Here is a 21,577-nt window from a genome sequence, read left to right as displayed (position 1 = left end):
AATGGCTATTTTACGGACGATGTTATGCTGATTCCACGATACCGCAGCACACCGTTAATAATAAACATCAGGACAGTCTGACGGATGTGAACCGGCGCACCGGAGCAACCACACAACCGGTGATGGCATGCGCTGCACCGGCAGTTGATTATAATACAGCTGCGCCGATGAAAAATACTGTTTCACCAGGCCGCTGACAACGACAAATGAAAACGGATGAAAAAGAAAGAAGGTTTTGAGGGACAGGAGGCCATTGTGCTGCCGCGCAAAGTGATCGCAGGCTGCCAGGAGCATCCTTTGCTGCAATCCCTCTTCATCACGGACATCGGGTATTATCCCCGCGCCAAATTCCACTACCGCGAACGCCGCCAGGGCAGCGAGCAGCATATCCTCATTTATTGTGTGGACGGCAATGGCGGCTGCGTGATCAACGGGCAGGAATACGACATCAACCCGTTCAATTACCTGCTCGTACCGGCCGGCGCTACGCACAGCTACTGGGCCTCCGAGCGCTCTCCCTGGTCTATTTACTGGATGCACTTCAAAGGGCCGATGGGCAACCAACTGGCCTCCCTGCTGCACGAGCGCATGGAAACCGCGCAGAATTATGTAAAGTACAACGAAGACCAGATACGCATCTTTCATAACATGTACCGGCACCTGCAAAGCGGCTACAGCATCGACAACCTCTCTTTCTGCAGCCTCAGCCTGCATTACTTTTTGTCGTCGTTCATCTACCCGGACAAATTCAGCCTCCTCAAGCAGGAAGCAGGATCCGACCCGGCGGAAGACGCGATCGAATTCCTCCGGAAGAACATTGCCAACTCACTCAGCCTGCAGGAAGTGGCGGCGGCCGTCAACCTTTCCACCTCCCATTTCTCCAGCATCTTCCGGAAAAAAACGGGCTTCTCTCCCATGGAATATTTCAATCACCTGAAAATGCAGAAAGCCTGCCAGCTGCTGCAGTTCACCACGCTCCGCATCAGCGAGATCGGTCAGGCGGTGGGCATCGACGACCAATACTATTTTTCCCGGCTGTTCCACTCCCTCATGGGCATCTCTCCGCGGGAATACCGGAATAAAAAAGAGATCCGTCCATCGTAAAAAAGTCCATCTATTTCAGGCGATATTCCAAACAGCCGAAGCGGCTTCGGTTTATCTTTAGAACCAGTTATGAAAAAACAGTTTCACATCCTGCTGATCAGTCTCGTAGCCGCTTTCGGCGGGCTGCTCTTCGGTTTCGACATCGCCGTGTTTTCCGGCACCATCCCGTTCATTCAACCTTATTATGATCTCAGTAACGCACAGCTGGGCTGGACCGGTAGTTCCCTGTACGTGGGCTGTTTCATCGGTTCGCTGATCACCGGGGTGCTGACCGACCGGTTCGGGCGTAAACCGCCGCTGATCGTGGCTGCGTTCATATTCGCCGTATCCAGTCTTATGATGGGCTGGGCCTCTTCCTATGAAAGCCTCATCGCCTGGCGTATACTCGCCGGCGTGGCCGTTGGGGCGGCATCTATCCTGTCGCCGCTGTACATTGCCGAAGTGAGCCCCGCCGCCATCCGTGGCCGCATGGTGTCCGTCAACCAGCTCACCATCGTGATCGGCATTTTACTGGCCTACCTGAGCAATTACCTGCTGGCGGGCGTGGAAGATAACTGGCGCTGGATGTTCAGCTCCGGGGCCATTCCTGCCGCACTGTTTTTTATATGCGTGTTTTTTGTGCCGGAAAGCCCACGCTGGCTCTTCTCCAAAGGCCATACCGCCGAAGCGATGAAGGTGCTGGCTGAAATTTCCGGTCCTGATGAAATGCAGCGTGAAGTGGCGCAGATCGAAAAAACACTGCACGCGGAAAAAGGCAGTTTCCGCGACCTGTGGAAAAAAGGCGTGCGGTATGTGGTGATACTGGGGATCGTCATCGCCGTTTTCCAGCAGATTTCCGGCGCCAACGCCGTGTTTTTCTATGCCCCCATCATCTTTGAAAAGGCCGGCATGAACGTGGCCGACCAGCTGTTCCAGCAAATTCTCATCGGCGCTACCAACCTGGTGTTCACCCTGGTGGCGATGCGGCTCGTAGACCGCTGGGGCCGCAAAAAGCTCATGCAGGGCGGTTCCCTGCTGATGGCCGGCTGGCTGCTGGTGATCGGGCTGTGTTATTATTTCAATTTCTTCTCCGGGTACTGGCTCACCGGTTTCGTGATGGCTTTCATCGCCACCTATGCCACTACCCTGGCGCCCGTTACCTGGGTGCTCATTTCCGAAATATTCCCCACCAAAGTGCGCGGCATGGCCATGGCCGTGGCTACCGCCATGCTCTGGGCAGCCTGTTTCGCGCTGGCCTACGGCTTCCCCGTACTGATTGCCGCCCTCACGCCGCATGAAACCTTCTTCCTGTTCGCCGGCATCTGCTTCGTGTACTTCCTTATCCTGAAAAGGTATGTGCCCGAAACGGGGAACAAAACGCTCGAAGAAATCGAAATGGCGATGGCGGTACATTAGGCTCCCCTACTGCCGTTACAAAAAGGTACGCTTTATGCTGTACCCTGTTTATGGCAGTTACGACAAAGCTGATTTCCCCGATGCTGGCCACGCTCACTACCCGGGCATTCGACGAGCCCGGCTGGCTGTACGAGGTGAAATGGGACGGTTACCGCGCCATTGCCTATTGCAGCAAAGGAAAAGCGGAGCTGGTTTCACGCAACAACAAATCCTTTAACGACAAGTTTTACCCCGTGCACGAAGCGTTGCGTCAATGGGGCGTAAATGCGGTGGTGGACGGGGAAATTTGTGTCCTGAACGACCATGGCATCGCCCACTTCGGCTCCCTGCAGAACTGGCGGAGCGAGGCGGACGGGCAGCTGGTTTATTACGTGTTCGACCTGTTACGCCTCAACGGCCGCAGCCTGCTGAACAAACCACTTACCGAACGCCGGCGGCAACTGGAGGCGATCGTGCCCGCATCGGGGCTCATCCGCCTCAGTGAGCATTTTGAAAGTTCCGCGCCCGACTTTCTGGCGGCGGCCGGTGAAATGGGGTTGGAAGGAATCATCGCCAAAAAAGCAGACAGTCTTTACGAGCCCGGCGAACGCAGTCCGCACTGGCTGAAAATAAAAGCGCAGAAAAGGCACGAAGTGGTGATCGGCGGCTTCACCAGGAACGAAGGCAGCCCGAAAGCATTCAGTTCCCTGCTGGTGGGTGTTTTCGAGAACGGCGCCCTGCAGTACACGGGCAAAATAGGAACAGGTTTCAATACACTGCAGCAGGCGGCCATGATGAAATTGTTTAAGCCGCGGATCGTTAAAAAGCCGCCGTTCGCCGTTGTCCCCGATGTGAACAAACCTTCCCGCTTCCGCCCAAATCCGCCCAAAGCCGAAGCTGTCTGGATAAAACCCGATCTCGTTTGCGAAGTGAGTTATACGGAAATAACGTCCGACGGCGTGATGCGGCATCCGTCTTTCGAAGGCATGCGCGGCGACAAAGACGCGAAATCCGTTACCGCGGAAAAGCCCGTGGAACTGGAACAGGTACTGCATCCGGGCGTGCCGCTGAAAAAACCGGGCAAGGCGGAACGCAAAACGCTGCTGAACCCTTCGGAAGCCACGCAGGTGAAAACCATCAACGGGCACCAGCTGGCGTTCAATAACCTCGACAAGATTTACTGGCCGGCGGAAAAATACACCAAGCGCGATATGCTGAACTATTATTACCAGGTGGCGCCCTACATCCTTCCATATATCATCAACCGGCCGCAGTCGCTCAACCGTTATCCCAACGGCATCAACGGCAAAAGTTTTTATCAGAAAGATGTGACGGAAACGGCGCCGGACTGGGTGAAGCGCCAGCCATACACCACCAGCGAAGGCGAGGATAAGAATTTTATGGTGCCTGAAAATGAAGCGGGTTTGCTGTGGATGGCTAACCTCGGCTCCATTGAGATCAATCCCTGGAACAGCACGATTTTTAAGCCTGATCATCCGGACTGGTGCTGCCTCGATCTCGACCCCGACACCGGTAATACTTTCGCGCAGGTGATCCAGACCGCACAGGCGGTGAAGACCGTACTGGACGAGCTGAGGGTAAAAGGCTATCCCAAAACCTCCGGCTCCACAGGTATCCATATTTACATTCCGCTGCAGGCAAAATATACGTACGACGAATGCCAGCTGTTCGGCAAACTCATCGCGGCGGAGGTGCACCGGCGGTTGCCGAAGTTCACCAGCATCGAGCGGATGACCCGTAACCGGAAAGGAAAAATCTACATCGACTATTTACAGAACAGGCCCAAAGCAACCCTCGCCGCGCCTTATTCGCTGCGGCCGAAACCCGGCGCCACCGTGAGTATGCCATTGCACTGGGACGAAGTAAAAAAAGGTTTGCAGCTGAAAGATTTTCACATCCGCAACGCCATGGAGCGCATCAAAACCGAAGGCGACCTGTTTAAACCGGTGCTTGGAAAAGGCGTCAGCATCCAACGTGTTTTGCGCATCCTGCAAAAGCGCGGTTAAAATTTTTTTTGTGTGAATCAAAATTCTTCTCTAATATTGCACACAGATTTTTAACCCCGGCCCCAAACAGTGAGATAGGAACAGACGCGTAACCCCGGACCCGATTACTACACAGCAGCATTTTCCAGCACAATTGACCGAAACACCCTGATAGTTTCAAGATAGAGCTATTGGAAAAACTGATATTTGATATGACCCCGAAAGCGACACCCTCAACAGCCGTGATGGCTTTGCGACAGATTATTGCCGCACCCCTGCAGGCCGCCATGGAAGCGCAAACCGCGCAGAGCCTGGCAACAGCGAATCTCGTCAGACAGATCGGTTTCGATGACCGGCAGCAACCCGTGATGACTGATTTTTCGTATCAGCGGGCCGCCGGCGACACCGTGCAGTTACAGGTCCCCCTGCTCTCTTTGATCCCCCTCACCTGCCTGCGCATTCAGGAAGTGAACGTAGACTTCAACGTAAAAATGAACACCGCCGCTTATGCGGGCCTGGCTAACCGGCGCAGTACCGGCAACGCTTCTTACCAGATGCATATGCAGGTGAAAGCCGTGCAGGACGAATTGCCGGCATCGTTCACAGATGCGCTTGTCATCCCTTCATAATACCTCCGAATCATATAACCCCTTTTTATCACTAAATGTCAAAAAACAATGGCAAAGATCAATGTCAAAAGCCGCACCCCACGGCCCAAGGTAGCACAGCGCACTGCTGATGCCCCCGTACCCTCAGTAGCACACGCCACCGATGCAGCGGTGGACACGGTGACCAAACTCTCCGGTGCCGTAGCCCCCAAAAAAGCGTCCGTTGCCAAAGGCGTTTCCACTAACCTGGTAGCGGAACTGAACAACATCGACTTCAAAAAAATGATCGGCGGGCCGCTCCAGGCAGCTGTGGATGCACAGGTAGCCAGCTCCCTCGCCACCGTTAACTTCATCAATTCAGTTGGTTTCGTGGAAGACGACGGTAAAAAAACACTCGTGATGGTCGACTTCAGCCACGAAAGAAAAGACGTGAAAGAAGACGGCAGCCCGCTCGTCAAAAGCGTAGCCGTGAAAGTTCCCCTGCTCGCCATGCTGCCCATCCCCAGCCTCCGTATCGAGCACGTGATCATCGACTTCAACGCCAAACTCAACTCGGTAGAGTCCAACACCGTGTCCGACGCGCTCGGCGTAAATGCCGAAGTAAAAGCAGGATGGGGCCCCGTGAGCTTCAAGGTGTCTGCCTCCTATCAGCGCAAATCCGTAACCGGCGTGGAAGTGAAAAAAGAGTTCGCGCTCAACGTAAACGTGAAAGCCGTGCAGGATGAAATGCCCGGCGGCCTGGAAAAAATCCTCGGCCTGCTGTCTGCATAAGCACATACCGGTACCTGTGCAACACCGCGCAGGTACCGTTTTTCTCTTTTCCCAACAACCTGAATCAATATGTCAAATATCACACTGGCGGACTATGTAGGTTTTATTTTTTCCGAGATCACACGCGCCCGCGATCATGCAGACCGGGTGGCGAAAGACATGGCCATCGCGTATGCGAAAGACGACGTGCTGAAACATTTTTCCGTACCGCGTTTCAAGATCCCCGAAATGGAGCTTACCATCCCCGTCCTGATCTCGTCCGCCAAATTCACTACCGCCCTGTTGTTCAGCATGAAGGAAGCAGACTTTACGCGGTACATTCAGAACCGCGTCAACTCCGCCATTCAAACGATCCTGATCAGGCGCAGCAAGGTAGACATCGATTTTAGCAGCGTCAAGAACGACGTGTTCACCAAACCGGTGTTCGGCCAGCAGCCGCAGGTGGAAACGGCATTCAAACCGGCCGTTAACAATACCCTCCGCAGTAAAAGGGCCATCATTTCCAGCAGCCCGGCCGCTATTTCAAAATTCTACCAGCTGCTGGTGGCCAATACCGACCCCTCCAAACCCGAAAACATTGCACAGGTCTGTTTCGCCGAGGTGTTTAACATCGCCATCGAAGAATACAACCTGCTCGAAGAATACAAGCGCCAGAACCCGCAGAACGAACTGTTCAGCCAGGCGCTGCAGGAAGTGATCCAGAAAATAAAAGAGAATACGCTGGTATCGCAGAGCAAAATGGAGAACCTGCTGGTGAACCCCGAAACCAATGTGGTAAAAAACGGCAGCAGCGACGCCACGGTGTTCACCATCAAGGCAAAAATCATGGAAGAAGGCGTGTTCGTGAAAACCGTGCGGAACGAAGAAACAGGCAAAGAAGAATTATTGGTGGAATTTGAATAACAACATGTATGCAGCGGTTTTACCATAACGACCAGCAACAGCTCACCCAGCTGCTCGAAGCCTTCAGCGAGGCCTCGGGCAAGTATAGCAGGAAGGATTTCGACACGGAAAGAACATTGAAGCTGTTGCTCGACAAAATCATCGCCCGCTATAAGGAAGGCGGGCATACCGACCGGGAAAGCCAGGCGCAGCTGCTGCGGGCGGAACTGGCAACGGCCGAACGCGGCATCCATCCCCAAACGCATGAGCGTGTCACCCTCCGCAAAAGCGATATGAAAACGGGCGTGCAGCTGAAAGTACTGCAAACGCTGGAACACCTGCTCCGCGACGAATATGCCGCCGGTAACGTCAAACTGCAGGAAGCGCGCGAGGTAATGGTACAGATCATGCTGGCAGGATTGCAGCACGGCATCCTCAACGATGCGATTCTCGCCGGCGCCAATACCGAAGCGGCTTTACAGGGCATCTGGAAAGCGCTCTCGGCAGACAGCAATATCGCACTCGCACAGAAACGTGTGCTCATGACCGTGAGCATGTACGATGCGCTGATCATACTGGAAGCCCTCGCCGCGCAGATGAAGCATGATTGACGCCCTGATCTGATCCGGTAATTTGTGCCCTACCGGTGTTACCTTTACCGGATGGAAACCATCACCGTGAAATTCGTCGTCGCTGCAGACAGCGTGATTGCAGACATTGCCCGGCTGGGCCGCGCCATCGTTCTGGAAAAATATGCAGGTCTCGCACAGGCCGCCGTGCTGGAACACTACATTACCACGCACTTCAACGAAAAGACGCTTACAGACAGCATCAATAATTTCTCGAACCAATGGCTGGTGGCCTATGCCGGCGAAGAAGCCGTAGGCTTCGCCCGCCTCAGCGCGAAAGGGAAACGCCCACCCGTCCTGCACGACAAACGCAGCATGGGCATCACGGCATTTTTTATGCTGCGGGCGTACGCAGACCAGGTGGCTTTGCTGGAGAAATGCATCGGCCTCGGCAATCAATACGATGCGATCTGGCTCGCGGAACATGCGGAAAGCCCGGCTATCGGGTTGTTGGAGCGGTACGGATTTAAGAAAGCTGAAGTAGCGGAACAACGGGCGGATGATTTACCCCTGCCGTTCGTGTACCTGGTAAAGGCGTAAGGGACTGGCGCGAACCGCCGTGAAGATGGCGCATATGCCAATGGCTGCGGAGTGGTTTCGCTTTATTTTTACAGCGTATTCAATATCATCGCATATGCAACGGAATCCTGCACTTGAAACGCTTGTCGGCACCTGGCGCACCACCGGCCAGCTCGTGGCCGACCCTTCCCGGCAGCTGGAAGGCACCGACAGTTACGAATGGTACGAAGGCAGCAGCCTCCTCCTCCACCGCATCGCCGTCACGATGGGAACGGAACCTGTCATTGGGCTGGAAATCATCAGTTACGACGAGGAGCTTCGCCATTTTTCCATGCACCATTTCGACGCTGCCGGACGCCTGCAGGTATCGGCGGGCAGCTTTCACGACAATGCGTGGACGTTCACATCGGCTTCCGAACGCGGTATTTTTACGTTCAGCAGCAACGCGCAGGTGCTGTCAGGTACCTGGGAAAAACTGTCGGATAATAATAAATGGGAACCCTGGCTGGCGGTTCGGCTCGAAAAGCAGTGATTTAAGCCGGCTGCGCAACACCAGGTTTGTACAGCATCATTTTAGCGAAACGAAGGCGGTCCCACTGATCGCTGGTGCAAGTCAGCGGTGAAACCTCTTCAAGGGCGGCCAGCAGGCTGCCTGTAATATCTTCAGCTCCGGAGGATTGTCTGGCTGCGGTGACGATCGCCTTTACCGTATCATTGGTATCTGCGATCCTGATCTTTTCAATAGTCTCCAACACGAATTGATCTGCTGTCATGATTTTATCTTTTGATCCACATTTTTAACTGTAAGTCGTCTGATACATATGTCGCCTGAAACGACGGCGGCACCTCATCCTGCATACTATGAAACGTCACCAGGCGCGTTCCTGCCGGTTTGCGTTCCAGCGAACGGTACAAATGCCGGCAATATTGAATATACAGGTTGGTGGAATAAGCCACTTCCTCGTCTATCCGATCGTTATCGTCCAGGTTTTCGAAGAAGGAATTGTAGAAGTAAAAATTGTCGTACGAAGAAAGGTCGAGCCGGGTGATGTTTTCATGCACGAATTCAGCATTGCTGATCTGTGCCACATCTTTGGCGGCCTGGGCATACTGGTGAAGCTTGTAGCGCTGCTCCACGCCATAAAACGTGGCCTGCGGCTGGAAATGCGCAGCGGCGATGCAGAATTTGCCTACTCCGCTGCCGATGTCGAGTATCTTTTTGCCGGGTGCGTCGGCGAGGAAATCCGCTGCCTGCTCTGCGATGGCCAGCGGTGTCCAGTGCCGCTTGGATAATTCGCGGATTTTTTGCGGATACAGCCAATCAAACGCTGCATCGTTGGCAAAATACCCACGCTTTAACAGTGTTTTCTCCAACGTATTAGTTTTTTTGCGTACGGATCAGTTCCTTGTATTCATCAGGACTGAGCAAGGGAGCGTTGTTAAAAAACTTGGAAGGACTGATAAAAAACAGCCAGCCTCTGTCCTGGGGACTCTCCAGTACCAGGTTGAGGTTACCGTTCAGTTGTTGGTTTTGCCCTAAATAGTTGCAGTTAACGGGTGCGTGAATGGGGATGATGGTTTTCCCCGCATGGATTTCCGCTATCAAGGTACCCTTTTTGATCTGGCCTCTGCATGGACGCCATTTGATATCATCGATTTCTTTTATGCCTTTGAGTTTATGAGCCGAGAGACCCACAAATCCAACCGTTCCGTTCACATCCATCCACTCATGTTCCGGTGTAAATTGCATTCCGGGACGCGAAATAGTTGATACTTTCATGGTGCAAAGGTACCACTTTTTATTGTTTTATGAACAGCTGTTCTCTTCCAGGCTCATTTTGAGGCGATTTCAGGCGTTTTATGCCCGTTTTTAAGACAATTGTACCTGCGCCCCGTATGATTCTAGTCAGGCCGCGAAATGACGCAAATTCTTCTTTTTTCCGATATGCACGGCCCTTGCCCGCTTTCCCGACAGCCCTCCCCCGCCCGTTTTCAGCGCAAACCATAATTAAGGACATTTGCATCTTTTAATAACTGAATATCCACTAGCTTTGAGTATGATTAAAAGATTAAATCATCTTTAATTAATACCCATTTAATTATTATATTATGAATAATCTCGAACAGGCCGTTATCGGTCAACTGGTGGCAGGTAACTATCACACCGCCGCGATCTTCAAACAATTCAATATCGACTTTTGCTGCAAGGGGCACATGACGGTGGGCGAAGCCTGCGGCATCAAAAACATCGACCCTTCGAAGGTTACCGCAGCACTGGAAAACGTACAGGCGATGCGGCGCGGCGATACCGTGGACTACAACAGCTGGGGGCCCGACGTGCTGGCGAGCCACATCCAGCAGACGCACCACACCTACGTGACCACCCAGATTCCCGTCCTGGAAGGTTTCCTGCATAAGCTGTGCAGCGTGCACGGCGGGGCGCATCCGGAACTGGAGGCCATCAGCGACCAGTTTTTCGCAGCGGCGGAAGAGCTGCTCCTGCATATGAAAAAAGAAGAACAGGTGCTGTTCCCTTATATCCGCCGGCTCGTGCAGACAGTGCAGGAAGGTGGCGCCTGGCTCCCGCCGGCATTCGGCTCGGTGCAGGCGCCCATCGCCGCCATGATGCACGAACATAGCCAGGAAGGCGACCGCTTTCAGCAGATGACGGATCTGAGCGATGATTTCACCCCGCCGCCCGATGCCTGCAATACTTACCGGGTAACTTACGGCTTATTGAAAGAGTTCCGCGACGACCTGCACCTGCATATCCACCTCGAGAACAACATCCTCTTCCCGAAGGCTGCACAGCTGGAAGAGCGCGTGAGCAGTACCGGCGCCAGCTGCGCCATCCCGCGGTGACACGAACATCATCCGTTACATTGATGGCCGTCATCGTCCGGCAATGCAATAACAACAATATTTGTCATGTAATTCCCGTAAAACCTGTTTCATATGAATCGTATTTATTTTCAAATTCTGACCATCGCCGCGGTGGTATTTTGTTCGGCCTGCGGCGGCAATACCACTCAGAAAGACGAACAGACGCCAGCTGCGCCCGCCGCGGATAACAGCATGGTGGCCGACAAACCGGCGGCCGATCCGAAAGGCATCGGCAAGTTCCGCGATGTGCAGCTGACGCACCCGCTCGACGAAGCGATGGTGCAGAAAGGCAAAACCGTGGCTGAACTGAAATGTACCTCCTGCCACCGCCTCACGGAAGAAAAACTCGTAGGCCCCGGCTGGAAAGGGGTGACAGACAGAAGAACGCCGGAATGGATCATGAACTTCATCACCAACGTGGATGAAATGCTCAACAAAGACGCCGATGCGCAGGCCATGCTCGAAGTATGCATGGTGAGAATGCCCAACCAGAATCTTTCGGATGAAGATGCACGCGCTGTACTCGAATTCCTGCGTAAAAACGACGGTAAAAACTAAACCATCACTCCCTTAAAAACATCTGTTATGAAAAGTAATTGGCTATTGCTGATAATAGCTGCGGCTATTGCCATGCCCGGCTGCAAGATGAAAAATACGGCATCTGCAGTGTCGGGCGATGCGGCGGCACGTACATATGTGGCGCCCGGCAAATACGACGAGCTCTATAATTTTGTGTCGGGCGGTTTTAACGGCCAGGTATCCGTGTATGGCCTGCCTTCCGGCCGGCTGCTCAAACTTATCCCCGTATTCTCCGTCAACCCTGAAAACGGGTACGGGTACAGCGAAGAAAGCAAACCGATGCTGCAGACTTCCCATGGATTTGTGCCCTGGGACGATCAGCACCATCTCGCGCTGTCGCAGACCAACGGCGAGCACGACGGGCGTTGGCTGTTTGCCAATGCCAACAACTCTCCCCGCGTGGCCCGCATCGACCTGAAAACATTCAAAACGATGGAGATTCTCGAACTGCCCAACAGCGGCGGTAACCACTCGTCCCCTTTCCTCACCGAAAACACCGAATATGTGATCGCCGGCACCCGTTTTTCCATACCGATCGGCAACCAGGAATCGGCACTGGACAATGCTTCTTACAAAAAGAACTTTAAAAGCACCGCTTCTTTCATCGGCATCGACAAAAATACCGGCCACATGCAGGTGAGCTTCCAGATCATCCTGCCGGGCATGGACCTCGACCTCAGCCGCGCCGGTAAAGGCCCTTCTCATGGCTGGTTTTTCTTCTCCACCTACAATACCGAACAGGCCAGCACTTTACTGGAAGTAAACGCTTCCCAGAAAGACAAAGACTTTATCGTGGCCGTGAACTGGAAAAAGGCGGAGGAATATGTAAAAGCGGGCAAAGCCAAAAAGATGGCGGCCGGATATTATCATAACACCTTTAACGAAGAAACGCATTCCGCCACTTCTGAAATCATTAAGGAAGTGCTGACGCTGGACCCGGAAGAGCTGAAAGATTTCGTTTACCTAATCCCCTGCCCGAAATCACCACACGGCTGTGATGTGGACCCGAGCGGCGAGTACATCGTGGGCAGCGGTAAACTGGCGGCCCTCATCCCCGTATTCTCTTACAGGAAGTTCGAAAAAGCGATTGCCGACAAGGCGTTTGAAGGTGAATATAACGGCATTCCCGTCGTGAAATACGAAGCCGCCCTGCACGGCGAGGTGAAGAAACCCGGCCTCGGCCCCCTGCATACGGAGTTCGATGCATCCGGCAATGCTTATACTTCCTTCTTCGTATCGTCGGAGATCGTGAAGTGGAACATCAAAAGCCTGGAAGTGCTCGACCGTGTGCCTACCTATTATTCCATCGGTCACCTGATGGTGCCCGGCGGCGATACAAAAAAACCGTATGGAAAATATGTGGTGGCATACAACAAGATCACCAAAGACCGCTATCTGCCTACCGGTCCAGAGCTTGCGCAAAGCGCCCAGCTGTATGCGATAGACGGGGAAAAGATGCAGCTGCTGCTCGACTTCCCGACCATCGGCGAACCGCACTATGCGCAGGCCATCCCTGCTGAAAAGATCAAAGCGCAAAGCGTGAAGTTCTTTGATATCGCCAAAAACAAACATCCTTACCTCTCCGCCGGCGAAAAAGCCACCAAGGTGGTGCGCGAAGGCAACGTGGTGCATGTATACATGACCGCCATCCGTTCGCACCTCACCCCGGATAATATCGAAGGCGTGCAGGTGGGTGACGAGGTATATTTTCATGTGACCAACCTGGAACAGGACTGGGACATCCCCCACGGTTTCGCTGTCAAACACGCCCCTAATGCAGAGTTGTTGATCATGCCGGGAGAAACGAACACACTGAAGTTCGTGCCGGCCAAACCTGGGGTGTATCCTTTCTATTGCACCGACTTCTGCTCCGCGCTTCACCAGGAAATGCAGGGCTATCTGCGGGTATCCCCCAAAGGAAGCAGCGTTCCGCTCAAATGGGGCACCGGAACGGAAGACACTGCCCGCGCAGTAGCGGCCAGGTAATTATTTCAACCGTGCAGTACAGCCTCCGTGCTGTACTGCACCATCTTCACGACTCATGAACAACAAGCTAAGCATAGTGGCAAAAATCAGCATTTTTCTCGCCATCGGCTGTATCGCAGCGCTTTGGGCGGCGCCCATGTGGCGCATCGACCTGGCCGCCCCGCAATACCCCGAAGGCATTTCAATGCAGATATGGATCAATGACGTAAAAGGAGAGGTAGATATCATCAACGGGCTGAATCATTACATCGGGATGAAGACCATCCATAAAGAAGACTTCCGGGAGTTTGTTTACCTCCCCATTGCCCTGGCCGTGTTTTGCGGACTGGGCCTGCTCGTGTTCATCCGCAACCGCCGCGGCTTGTATTACGGCTGGACGGGCCTGCTGATCGGCATGGCGATCCTGTCGATGTACGACTTCTGGAAATGGGAATACGACTACGGTCACAATCTCGACCCCACCGCCCCGATCAAGGTACCGGGCATGGCGTACCAGCCCCCGCTGATCGGGTATAAAAAGATGCTGAATTTCGAGGCGTTGTCGCAGCCCGACCTCGGCGGCTGGCTGTTCATTACCGCCGTTGTTTTGCTCACCGCCGTTTCATGCTACGAATGGAAACGCGCAAAATCAAAAACCGTATGAAACACATGCTGATACTGATGGCGCTCTGTGCGTTGTTTGCCTGCAACCGGGTGTTTGAGCCCGTCGAATACGGGAAAGACGCCTGTGCGCATTGCAAAATGACTATCATGGATAAGCGTTTCGCGGCGGAAATCATCACACCCAAAGGCAAGGTGTTCAAATTCGACGATATCAGCTGCCTTCGGGCGTTCAAAGCGGAACTGCCGGGCAGCATGCTGTTTGTCTGCGACTACACCGGCACGTCGGACGCTCCGCTGGATGCGGTCACGGCGGTGTACCTGCATCACGAATCGTTCGGCAGCCCGATGAACGGCAATTTAGCAGCCTTTGCGTCACCCGCGGATGCGGCGCATTTCAAAGACAGCCTGCAGCTTCCATTGCTTGACTGGAAAAATTTACCATAATGATGTGCCGGCTTCTGTTGATATGCCTCCTGCTATCCGCCGCCACCCGGGCCGCGCTGATCAAAACCACGCCGGACCGCCCGCTGCAACCGGTGCTGGATGCGGCGCAACCGGGTGATACCGTCTGGCTCGCACCGGGCATCTACCGGCAGCACGACATCGTGGTGCGGAAAGCACTGACGATCACTGGTGGTCATTTCCCCGTACTCGACGGGGAAAACAAATACCAGGTGCTCATCATCGCCGCCGACAGCGTGCGCGTACAGGGCATCACCGTACAGAACACCGGCCGCAGCAGCATGACGGACATGGCCGGCATCCGCCTGCAGCAGGTCAAAGGCGTACAGATCACCCATTGCAGGCTCATCAATACCACCTACGGTATTTACCTGCAGAACAGTTCGCATTGCATCATCACCGGCAACCACATCCGGGCGGCGGCAGCCGACGAGCTTTCGGCCGGCAACGGCATTCACGCCTGGAAATGCCATCACCTCCTGGTGCAGCGCAACGGGATTTCCGGGCACCGCGACGGGATTTATTTCGAATTCGTGACCGATTCCCACATCTACCGGAACGTATCCGGCCAAAACGTGCGGTACGGTCTTCATTTTATGTTTTCACATAACGATACCTACAGCCACAATACTTTCCGCAATAACGGCGCCGGTGTGGCCGTGATGTACACGAAAGGCGTCACCATGTACAAAAACCTCTTCGACCATAACTGGGGCGACGCCGCTTACGGCATCCTGCTCAAAGACATCAGCGACAGCCGCATCCTGCTGAACAGGTTTCAGCAGAACACCGTCGGCATTTACATGGAAGGAAGCAGCCGCATCCACATCAGCGGTAACGAATTTTCCGCCAACGGCTGGGCGATGCGCGTACAGGCCAATTGCGAAGGCAACCAGATAAAAATGAACAACTTCGTGCAGAATTCATTCGACGTGGCCACCAACGGCACCATGATGCTCAATACTTTCAACGCCAACTATTGGGACAAATACGAAGGCTATGATCTCGGCCGCGACGGACAGGGCGATGTGCCCTATTACCCCGTAAGCGTGTACAGCGTGCTCTCCGAGAAGATACCGGCAGCAATGCTCCTGTACCGGAGCTTCCTGACGAACATGATGGACCAGGCCGAGAAGATGATGCCGGTGCTGACGCCGGGCGAATTGCGCGACGATGCGCCCCGCACAAAAAAATGGAACTTATGATCAGGATAACACATCTCACCAAAACATTCGGCCGCTTCAAGGCGCTGGACAATATCCATCTGACGCTGGAGAAAGGCCAGGCCGTGTCGCTGCTGGGGCCGAACGGCTCCGGCAAAACCACGCTGATCAAATCCATCCTCGGGCTGGCCATTCCCGAAAAAGGCAGCATCGCCATCAACGGCCAGGTCATCAGCGCCGGCGAACAATACCGCGCGGGCATTGGGTATATGCCGCAGATCGGCCGTTACCCGGACAATATGAGCATCGAACAGGTGCTGGACATGATCAAGGCGGTGCGCGGCGGCGCGGCGGATTATGACGAAGATCTGTATACCGGCTTCGGGCTGCACGCCGTCCGGCATAAAAAAATGCGCACCCTGTCCGGCGGCACCCGGCAGAAAGTGAGCGCCTGCCTGGCTTTTCTATTCAGGCCGGATATTTACATTCTCGATGAGCCCACTGCCGGCCTCGATCCCGTATCCAGCGAGCTGCTCAAGGAAAAGATCGCGGACGAGCGGGACCATGGAAAACTCATACTCATCACCTCGCACGTGCTCAGCGATCTCGACGGCCTCACCAGTCATGTCATTTACCTGCAGGACGGCCGGCTGCTCTTCCACGAAAGCGTCGAATCCCTGCGGTCCGCCACGGGAGAAGAAAAACTGAACAGGATAATTGCCCGCATCATGCAGGCGCCAAAAATGATCCCATGCTGACGATCACCAGATATGTATTGATCGACCTGCTCAAGAACAGGTCGGTCGCCGTTTACGCCCTTGTATTGGCCGCACTTTCCGCCAGCCTGCTGGGGCTCGAAGAAAACGCGCGGGGACTGCTCAGCCTGCTGAATGTGACGCTGCTGTTCGTGCCCGTCATCACCACGCTGTTTGCCACCATCTACTTTTTTAATTCGCTGGAATTTATCGAACTGCTGCTGTCGCAGCCGGTGAAGCGCGGCCGTGTGCTCATGGCCTGTTATGCCGGCATGGCGTTTTCACTGTCTGCAGCCTTCATGGCCGGCGTGGGTATTCCGCTGCTGATACTCGCGCCCACCGGGCCTGCCCTGATATTGTTGGGCGCCGGTGTATTGCTCAACTGCATATTCACCGCTTTGGCGTTGCTCGCGTTCGTACTGATGAAAGATAAAACCAAAGGCATCGGCGCCGCCATCGTGGTGTCGCTGTTCTTTACGCTGTTATTCGACGGGCTGGTGATGTTTTTTATCTATGCCTTCAGCGATTACCCGGTGGACAAGGTGCTGATCGGGCTGATCACCCTCAACCCGGTGGATCTGGCGAGGGTATTGATGTTGCTGCAACTGGATGCGGCGGTACTGATGGGATATTCCGGGGCGTTGTTCAAAAAATTCCTGGGAACGCCGGCAGGCAGTATATATTCCGTGATCAGCCTGGTGCTCTGGGCGGCAGCCCCGTTACTGCTTGCAGTAAAAGTGTTCCGCAGAAAAGACCTGTAAATTATTTTTTTGGCGGGCGGTTGCCGATGGTGAGTTTTCCCTTGTCGAAGTCGGCCGCCAGCTGCTCGATCGTTGTTTTCTCGAACATCTGGCGCAATTGCACTTTGATGGACCGGTACTGCTCGTGCATAGGGCAGGGCCGGCTTTCTGAGCATTCTTTTAATCCCAGCACGCATTTGGTAATGATGCCGTCTTCCCCCACCGCTTCGAGCACCGCCCGCACCGGCAGCCGGCGTGCGGCATCGGTCAGGTAGAAACCGCCGTTGGGGCCTCGCACGGAACTGATCACCCCGTTATTTTTGGTAAGCTGTTGCAATACCTTGGCCGTAAACGAAGGCGGCGAATCGATCGCACTGGCAATTTCCTCGATGCCCAGCTTATGGTCCGCCGAACCTTTTAACGCAATGTATATCGTAGCCCTGAGCGCATACTCCGCTGATTTCGATAACATATGGACAGTATTACCCGTGAAAAATAATTATTGTACCCACTCGGCGTAGGAATCGACCGTTTCGTAGAGTCGCAGCCGCGCCAGCTCCACCCCTTCCGGCAGTTTGTCGCCGATGGCGTTGCGGGCGAAAATCAGCAGGTTTTCGGCGGAGGGCTCCGCTTCCATCACCAGCAGGTTATCTTCCATGGCTGTGTCCGGGTTGGCCCGGAGGTAGGCTTCTGACAAGACCAGCCGGTGATCCAGCTGCTTCACCACCGCCTCGTTCACCAGCTGCTTCAGGTCTTTAAAATCCAGCAGGATGCCCGGGGCGGGCAAGTAGCCGGTGTTGGTCCCCTGTGCCCGCACAGTTACATGCAGCTGGTAGGAATGGCCGTGAATAAGCCTGCAGGGGCCGTTATACCCATGCAGCGCATGCGCCGTTTCGAATCGGAATATTTTAGTCACCTGGAGCATCGTCAATAATATTATGCCCGCAAAGGTACGACAATAAAGGATGGGATTATCTTTTTATTTAAAAGAAACGCCGGCAGGTCTTTACAGGCATCGGTGCAACCGGCTACAAAACAAAACCCCGGACCTCTTGAAAGCAATCACCTTCTCTGATTGCAGGCAAAAGACCGGAGTTTGTTGCGTTTGCCGTCCTTATCCCCTCAGGCAAGCTTCCGTTCTAAATCACTTTATAAGGAGTTTACATGAAGATAAAGGCGTTGTAACCCTGGCAGCTATTTTATAGACAAATGCATGGCAGCTTAGTATTGCCAATGCTTCTCAAAACTATTGGTCACGGCCTGGTCGATGTTTTCTTTCACCTGGCCGTCTACTTCGGTTTTTATTTTCAGGTTGAACGGTTCGTTGAAGTTCGTGCAGGATACGGTGACGTCGATCACCGCCAGGGGGCGGATGGATTCGAGCACAAAGGTGCCGCCTGCCAGCAGTTCGGCTTTGGTGAACGATATCCCTTTTTCATTGTTCCGTACCTGGCCGTTTACTTTCCAGAGGGTGCTTTCCGTGCTGGAGAGCAGGGAGCCCGCCACGGCGATGGTGGCACCGTCGTAGTCCGTTGCAGACAGACCGGTAGCCGAAACCGTCAATTTAAAATTCCGGCTGGTCGGAAGAGCCGGGTCGTCTTTTCCTCCGCAACCGCTGAAAGCCAGCATTGCGCCTGCGAAAGCCGTGGTCAACATCAATGATTTCCATCTGAATAAGCTAACTTTAGTCATACGCTGCATGTTCATAATATATTCGGTTTGGTTTTACAACCCAAAGTTAGACCCACCCGCAAACACCGACAATCCGCATAAATCGGGTATTTTTTCTACTGGTTTATCAGTATTTTTTGAGCGTTTTTTGGTTAATTTGAATGCTGTATTGAATTTTACGGGATGGCGAAGTTTTATGGCGTATTACTGGTTGCTTTGTTGACGGTGCTGACAGGCAGGGCGCAAACCCGGCTGAACAATACGTTGTATACAGACAGCCTGAAGGCGTCGCTGCAGCGCAGCACGTCAGACAGTGACCGGGCCATCACGGCTTTCCGGCTATCCGAGCGCCTGGCGCTCACCGATTCCGGCAGCGCCGCCCGCTACCTTGAACAGGGGCGCCTCGCCGGCAGGTCATATCCTTACGTACGGGCCGTTTATCATTATTATGCCGCCGTACTTCGCTCCTTCACCAACCCCGAACAGGCGGAAGCCGAATATCTCCTCGCCGATTCACTGCTCAGCGCATTCGATAACACAGACGCCTGGATCATGCGCTCCAGGAACCTCCACCGGTATGGCGCACTCCGGCAGCTGAAGGATGACCCGAAACAGTTTGCTGACATCATGATCAACCGGGCCATTCCCCTGGCGCGGCGGGCGGGCGACAGCACCCTCATCGGTAAAAATTACCTCGGTATCGCGAACGTGTTTAAAAACAACGGCCAGTTCGACGTGGCGGAGCCTTACATCCTGACCGCCGTCAGGGTATTGAAAAACGGCCACGGGGAAGTGGAACAGCTCATCTCCACCTATAATGTGCTGGCGGAGAACTACAGCCTGGCCGGTAAAAACCACCTCGTCAAACCCGTGCTGGACACCATCCGCGCCCTGCTGGCGCCCCACCCGGATTCCGAATACTGGCTCGATTATTATGCGGCCGAGAGTCTTTATTACAATAACACCCGCGAATACACGAAGGCGCTGGCCGGGCTCGGCAGGGGCATTCCGCTGGCCCGACGGCTGGGCAGGCGGTATGAGGAACAGCGCCTGCAGCTGCAGCGTTTCTATGCGCTGTACGAAACAAAAAACTACGCGCCAGCATTGCACACGCTGCAATACCTGCTGGAGCAGCCGGAAATGATGCGGATTTCCACCAACCGCCAGCTCCTCTACGCAGGGATGGCCGATGTGTATGCAGGATTGGGCAACGCCGCCCTCGCCTACCAGTGGCAGAAACGCTACAGCCTGCTGAGCGACAGCATCCATACCAACAGCCTGAAAAGCGAGATCACCGCACTGGAGATGAAATTCCGCAACGCTGAGCACCAGCAGAAAATTGCGGCGCTGGAAGCTGCAAGCCGGCAAGCCGCGCTGAGCGGGCGCAACACCCGCTTAACGGTGTGGCTCCTGGCGGCTGCGAGCGTGCTGCTGCTGGCCGCCATCGTATTCACGGTGTTTTACTCCCGCAATAACAGGAAACTGGCGGAACAAAAGGAAATCAACTACCGGCAGCAGCTCAAGGAAATGGAACAGCAGCAACAGCTGGCCACTTCGCATGCCATGATAGAGGGCGAAGAAAGGGAACGCAGCCGCGTGGCGCGCGACCTGCACGACGGACTGGGCGGTATGCTGGCAGGCGTCAAGATAAAACTGTCCGGCATGGCCGCCGGCGTCAATGGCCACACACCGCACGCATCCCTCGATGGGGTGATCAGCCAGCTCGACAGTTCGGTGCGGGAACTGCGCCGAATTGCACGGAACATGATGCCGGAAAACCTGTTGAAATTCGGGCTGGAAACTGCGCTGCGCGATTTAAGCGAGTCCATGTCCACCGCAGATACCGATATCCATTTCCAGGCGTTCGGGATCGAAAAGAACATCCCCGTCAGCACACAGGTCACCATCTACCGCATCGTACAGGAGGCGCTTTCCAACGCCATCCGCCACGCGGCGGCCAGCGAGGTGGTGCTGCAATGCAGCCAGAACGGCGACGCGTTTTTTGTGACCGTAGAAGATAACGGGAAAGGGTTCGATACCGCCGCGCAGTACGCCGGCGCCGGCCTCAGCAACATCCGCAACCGGGTAAACTACCTGCAGGGCAAACTGGACATCACCTCTTCCCCGGGAGACGGCACTACTATTAACATTGAATTGACCATAGGCGATGAAGCGTAAAATCATATTATCCATTGTAGACGACCATCCGGTTGTGATCGAAGGGCTCAGAACACTGCTGAAAGGCGAACCGGACATCCATATCACGGAAAGTTTTTTCCGGGGGAACGATTTTATGGCGTACCTCCGCAAACATCCCGTGCACATCGTGCTGCTCGACATCATGCTGCCGGACGTGAACGGCATCGACCTCTGCAAGGAAATCAAAAAACTCTCGCCGGACACGGTGGTGCTGGCGTTGAGCAACCAGGCGGAGCGCAGCATGATCCTGGAGATACTGCAAAACGGCGCCAGCGGCTACCTGTTGAAAAACGTGTCGGCGGAAGAATTGCGGCATAGCCTGAATGAGGCGTTACGGGGCGAAATAGCCTTCAGCCGCGAAGTAAAGGAGATCATCGCCCGCCCTTCCAAAAACGAGCTTAAAAAAGTCCCCCCGCTGACCAAACGCGAGAAGCAGATCCTGCAGCTGATCGCCGCCGGCAAAACCACCGCCGTGATGGCCGGGGAACTGAACGTGAGCCCGCTCACCGTAGACACCCACCGGCGTAACCTGCTGCAGAAATTCGGGGTGAAAAATGTAGCGGAACTGATCATGGCTGCGGTGCAGCAGCGGCTCCTGTAGTGTTTTTGCGGAAGGTTTCCCCCCATTCCTCCCAGATATTGC

25 protein-coding genes are annotated in these 21,577 nt (G+C 54.4%); 19 read left to right on the top strand and 6 right to left on the bottom strand.

What is annotated here, in order from left to right; translation table 11 throughout:
- Positions 1–216: 216 nt before the first annotated feature.
- The 9 genes from EGT74_RS13060 to EGT74_RS13020 all read left to right on the top strand — a co-directional run bounded on the left by EGT74_RS13060 (position 217) and on the right by EGT74_RS13020 (position 8,425).
- Positions 217–1,104 (top strand): AraC family transcriptional regulator, encoded by an 888-nt coding sequence (locus tag EGT74_RS13060; protein WP_123847029.1) that lies wholly within the window; start codon positions 217–219, stop codon positions 1,102–1,104.
- Between the two features lie 12 nt (positions 1,105–1,116).
- Positions 1,117–2,499 (top strand): sugar porter family MFS transporter, encoded by a 1,383-nt coding sequence (locus tag EGT74_RS13055; protein ID WP_317126727.1) that lies wholly within the window; start codon positions 1,117–1,119, stop codon positions 2,497–2,499.
- Between the two features lie 50 nt (positions 2,500–2,549).
- Positions 2,550–4,505, top strand: coding sequence for a DNA ligase D (ligD, locus tag EGT74_RS13050; protein ID WP_246008205.1), 1,956 nt, complete (start codon positions 2,550–2,552; stop codon positions 4,503–4,505).
- Between the two features lie 191 nt (positions 4,506–4,696).
- Positions 4,697–5,113, top strand: a complete 417-nt coding sequence (locus tag EGT74_RS13045) for a DUF2589 domain-containing protein (protein ID WP_123847027.1) — start codon at positions 4,697–4,699, stop codon at positions 5,111–5,113.
- Positions 5,114–5,161: 48 nt separating this feature from the next.
- Positions 5,162–5,863, top strand: coding sequence for a DUF2589 domain-containing protein (locus EGT74_RS13040; protein ID WP_220392876.1), 702 nt, complete (start codon positions 5,162–5,164; stop codon positions 5,861–5,863).
- Between the two features lie 69 nt (positions 5,864–5,932).
- A complete protein-coding gene (locus EGT74_RS13035) occupies positions 5,933–6,766 on the top strand; it encodes a hypothetical protein (protein WP_123847026.1) in 834 nt (277 codons plus the stop codon).
- Positions 6,767–6,774: 8 nt separating this feature from the next.
- Complete coding sequence (locus EGT74_RS13030) at positions 6,775–7,356, top strand: hypothetical protein (protein ID WP_123847025.1); 582 nt, start codon at positions 6,775–6,777, stop codon at positions 7,354–7,356.
- A 51-nt stretch (positions 7,357–7,407) separates the two neighbouring features.
- The gene (locus EGT74_RS13025) at positions 7,408–7,914 is read left to right on the top strand and encodes an N-acetyltransferase (RefSeq protein WP_123847024.1); all 507 of its coding nucleotides are present in this window, start codon (positions 7,408–7,410) and stop codon (positions 7,912–7,914) included.
- A gap of 94 nt (positions 7,915–8,008) precedes the next feature.
- Positions 8,009–8,425, top strand: a complete 417-nt coding sequence (locus EGT74_RS13020) for a DUF1579 family protein (protein ID WP_158618126.1) — start codon at positions 8,009–8,011, stop codon at positions 8,423–8,425.
- A 1-nt stretch (position 8,426) separates the two neighbouring features.
- Here EGT74_RS13020 and EGT74_RS13015 read toward each other — a convergent pair whose 3' ends face one another.
- The 3 genes from EGT74_RS13015 to EGT74_RS13005 are packed head-to-tail and all read right to left on the bottom strand — an operon-like array spanning position 8,427 to position 9,673.
- Positions 8,427–8,666, bottom strand: a complete 240-nt coding sequence (locus EGT74_RS13015) for a hypothetical protein (protein WP_123847022.1) — start codon at positions 8,664–8,666, stop codon at positions 8,427–8,429.
- A gap of 4 nt (positions 8,667–8,670) precedes the next feature.
- Positions 8,671–9,267, bottom strand: a complete 597-nt coding sequence (locus tag EGT74_RS13010; protein ID WP_123847021.1) for a methyltransferase domain-containing protein — start codon at positions 9,265–9,267, stop codon at positions 8,671–8,673.
- Between the two features lie 4 nt (positions 9,268–9,271).
- On the bottom strand, positions 9,272–9,673 hold the full coding sequence (locus tag EGT74_RS13005) for a hypothetical protein (protein ID WP_123847020.1): 402 nt from the start codon (positions 9,671–9,673) through the stop codon (positions 9,272–9,274).
- Positions 9,674–10,002: 329 nt separating this feature from the next.
- Here EGT74_RS13005 and ric point away from each other — a divergent pair, with 329 nt between their 5' ends.
- The 8 genes from ric to EGT74_RS12965 all read left to right on the top strand — a co-directional run bounded on the left by ric (position 10,003) and on the right by EGT74_RS12965 (position 17,085).
- On the top strand, positions 10,003–10,755 hold the full coding sequence (ric, locus tag EGT74_RS13000; RefSeq protein ID WP_123847019.1) for an iron-sulfur cluster repair di-iron protein: 753 nt from the start codon (positions 10,003–10,005) through the stop codon (positions 10,753–10,755).
- Between the two features lie 93 nt (positions 10,756–10,848).
- Positions 10,849–11,334 carry a c-type cytochrome gene (locus EGT74_RS12995; protein WP_123847018.1) on the top strand — a complete coding sequence of 162 codons (486 nt, stop codon included), beginning with the start codon at positions 10,849–10,851 and terminating at the stop codon, positions 11,332–11,334.
- Positions 11,335–11,361: 27 nt separating this feature from the next.
- Entirely contained in the window at positions 11,362–13,341 is a 1,980-nt protein-coding gene (gene nosZ, locus EGT74_RS12990; protein WP_123847017.1) for a Sec-dependent nitrous-oxide reductase, read from the top strand.
- Positions 13,342–13,396: 55 nt separating this feature from the next.
- Complete coding sequence (locus EGT74_RS12985; RefSeq protein WP_123847016.1) at positions 13,397–13,984, top strand: hypothetical protein; 588 nt, start codon at positions 13,397–13,399, stop codon at positions 13,982–13,984.
- The gene (locus EGT74_RS12980) at positions 13,981–14,388 is read left to right on the top strand and encodes a nitrous oxide reductase accessory protein NosL (RefSeq protein WP_158618125.1); all 408 of its coding nucleotides are present in this window, start codon (positions 13,981–13,983) and stop codon (positions 14,386–14,388) included. The genes EGT74_RS12985 and EGT74_RS12980 overlap by 4 nt, the downstream gene beginning before the upstream one ends.
- The gene (locus EGT74_RS12975) at positions 14,388–15,611 is read left to right on the top strand and encodes a nitrous oxide reductase family maturation protein NosD (RefSeq protein ID WP_246008204.1); all 1,224 of its coding nucleotides are present in this window, start codon (positions 14,388–14,390) and stop codon (positions 15,609–15,611) included. Before EGT74_RS12980 ends, EGT74_RS12975 begins: the two co-directional genes overlap by 1 nt.
- Positions 15,608–16,327: an ABC transporter ATP-binding protein gene (locus EGT74_RS12970; protein WP_123847014.1), complete on the top strand. Its 720-nt coding sequence runs from the start codon at positions 15,608–15,610 to the stop codon at positions 16,325–16,327. The genes EGT74_RS12975 and EGT74_RS12970 overlap by 4 nt, the downstream gene beginning before the upstream one ends.
- Positions 16,321–17,085 carry an ABC transporter permease gene (locus EGT74_RS12965; RefSeq protein WP_123847013.1) on the top strand — a complete coding sequence of 255 codons (765 nt, stop codon included), beginning with the start codon at positions 16,321–16,323 and terminating at the stop codon, positions 17,083–17,085. The genes EGT74_RS12970 and EGT74_RS12965 overlap by 7 nt, the downstream gene beginning before the upstream one ends.
- Position 17,086: 1 nt before the next feature.
- On the opposite strand, the gene EGT74_RS12960 is transcribed toward EGT74_RS12965, so the two are convergent.
- The 3 genes from EGT74_RS12960 to EGT74_RS12950 form a co-directional block, all read right to left on the bottom strand.
- Positions 17,087–17,536, bottom strand: coding sequence for an RrF2 family transcriptional regulator (locus EGT74_RS12960; RefSeq protein ID WP_123847012.1), 450 nt, complete (start codon positions 17,534–17,536; stop codon positions 17,087–17,089).
- Positions 17,537–17,563: 27 nt separating this feature from the next.
- On the bottom strand, positions 17,564–17,989 hold the full coding sequence (locus EGT74_RS12955; RefSeq protein WP_123847011.1) for a 6-pyruvoyl trahydropterin synthase family protein: 426 nt from the start codon (positions 17,987–17,989) through the stop codon (positions 17,564–17,566).
- 296 nt (positions 17,990–18,285) lie between these two features.
- Entirely contained in the window at positions 18,286–18,756 is a 471-nt protein-coding gene (locus tag EGT74_RS12950; RefSeq protein ID WP_123847010.1) for a hypothetical protein, read from the bottom strand.
- Positions 18,757–18,918: 162 nt separating this feature from the next.
- Here EGT74_RS12950 and EGT74_RS12945 point away from each other — a divergent pair, with 162 nt between their 5' ends.
- A complete protein-coding gene (locus EGT74_RS12945) occupies positions 18,919–20,913 on the top strand; it encodes a sensor histidine kinase (RefSeq protein WP_123847009.1) in 1,995 nt (664 codons plus the stop codon).
- Complete coding sequence (locus tag EGT74_RS12940) at positions 20,903–21,535, top strand: response regulator transcription factor (protein WP_123847008.1); 633 nt, start codon at positions 20,903–20,905, stop codon at positions 21,533–21,535. The genes EGT74_RS12945 and EGT74_RS12940 overlap by 11 nt, the downstream gene beginning before the upstream one ends.
- Positions 21,536–21,577: the final 42 nt, after the last annotated feature.

This window comes from Chitinophaga lutea, assembly GCF_003813775.1.
GTDB classification, from domain to species: Bacteria; Bacteroidota; Bacteroidia; order Chitinophagales; family Chitinophagaceae; genus Chitinophaga; species Chitinophaga lutea.
This window is presented reverse-complemented; position numbering and strand designations above follow the sequence as displayed.

Bases quoted from the DNA above. Each gene is read 5' to 3' on its own strand.
- EGT74_RS13015 (WP_123847022.1), bottom strand. From the start codon at position 8,666: ATGACAGCAGATCAATTCGTGTTGGAGACTATTGAAAAGATCAGGATC.
- EGT74_RS13030 (WP_123847025.1), top strand. From the start codon at position 6,775: ATGCAGCGGTTTTACCATAACGACCAGCAACAGCTCACCCAGCTGCTC.
- EGT74_RS13005 (WP_123847020.1), bottom strand. From the start codon at position 9,673: ATGAAAGTATCAACTATTTCGCGTCCCGGAATGCAATTTACACCGGAA.
- ligD (WP_246008205.1), top strand. From the start codon at position 2,550: ATGGCAGTTACGACAAAGCTGATTTCCCCGATGCTGGCCACGCTCACT.
- EGT74_RS12980 (WP_158618125.1), top strand. From the start codon at position 13,981: ATGAAACACATGCTGATACTGATGGCGCTCTGTGCGTTGTTTGCCTGC.
- nosZ (WP_123847017.1), top strand. From the start codon at position 11,362: ATGAAAAGTAATTGGCTATTGCTGATAATAGCTGCGGCTATTGCCATG.
- EGT74_RS12970 (WP_123847014.1), top strand. From the start codon at position 15,608: ATGATCAGGATAACACATCTCACCAAAACATTCGGCCGCTTCAAGGCG.
- EGT74_RS12995 (WP_123847018.1), top strand. From the start codon at position 10,849: ATGAATCGTATTTATTTTCAAATTCTGACCATCGCCGCGGTGGTATTT.
- EGT74_RS12985 (WP_123847016.1), top strand. From the start codon at position 13,397: ATGAACAACAAGCTAAGCATAGTGGCAAAAATCAGCATTTTTCTCGCC.
- ric (WP_123847019.1), top strand. From the start codon at position 10,003: ATGAATAATCTCGAACAGGCCGTTATCGGTCAACTGGTGGCAGGTAAC.
- EGT74_RS13040 (WP_220392876.1), top strand. From the start codon at position 5,162: ATGGCAAAGATCAATGTCAAAAGCCGCACCCCACGGCCCAAGGTAGCA.
- EGT74_RS12965 (WP_123847013.1), top strand. From the start codon at position 16,321: ATGCTGACGATCACCAGATATGTATTGATCGACCTGCTCAAGAACAGG.
- EGT74_RS12960 (WP_123847012.1), bottom strand. From the start codon at position 17,536: ATGTTATCGAAATCAGCGGAGTATGCGCTCAGGGCTACGATATACATT.
- EGT74_RS12955 (WP_123847011.1), bottom strand. From the start codon at position 17,989: ATGCTCCAGGTGACTAAAATATTCCGATTCGAAACGGCGCATGCGCTG.
- EGT74_RS13045 (WP_123847027.1), top strand. From the start codon at position 4,697: ATGACCCCGAAAGCGACACCCTCAACAGCCGTGATGGCTTTGCGACAG.
- EGT74_RS13035 (WP_123847026.1), top strand. From the start codon at position 5,933: ATGTCAAATATCACACTGGCGGACTATGTAGGTTTTATTTTTTCCGAG.
- EGT74_RS12945 (WP_123847009.1), top strand. From the start codon at position 18,919: ATGGCGAAGTTTTATGGCGTATTACTGGTTGCTTTGTTGACGGTGCTG.
- EGT74_RS12950 (WP_123847010.1), bottom strand. From the start codon at position 18,756: ATGACTAAAGTTAGCTTATTCAGATGGAAATCATTGATGTTGACCACG.
- EGT74_RS13020 (WP_158618126.1), top strand. From the start codon at position 8,009: ATGCAACGGAATCCTGCACTTGAAACGCTTGTCGGCACCTGGCGCACC.
- EGT74_RS12940 (WP_123847008.1), top strand. From the start codon at position 20,903: ATGAAGCGTAAAATCATATTATCCATTGTAGACGACCATCCGGTTGTG.
- EGT74_RS13025 (WP_123847024.1), top strand. From the start codon at position 7,408: ATGGAAACCATCACCGTGAAATTCGTCGTCGCTGCAGACAGCGTGATT.
- EGT74_RS12975 (WP_246008204.1), top strand. From the start codon at position 14,388: ATGATGTGCCGGCTTCTGTTGATATGCCTCCTGCTATCCGCCGCCACC.
- EGT74_RS13060 (WP_123847029.1), top strand. From the start codon at position 217: ATGAAAAAGAAAGAAGGTTTTGAGGGACAGGAGGCCATTGTGCTGCCG.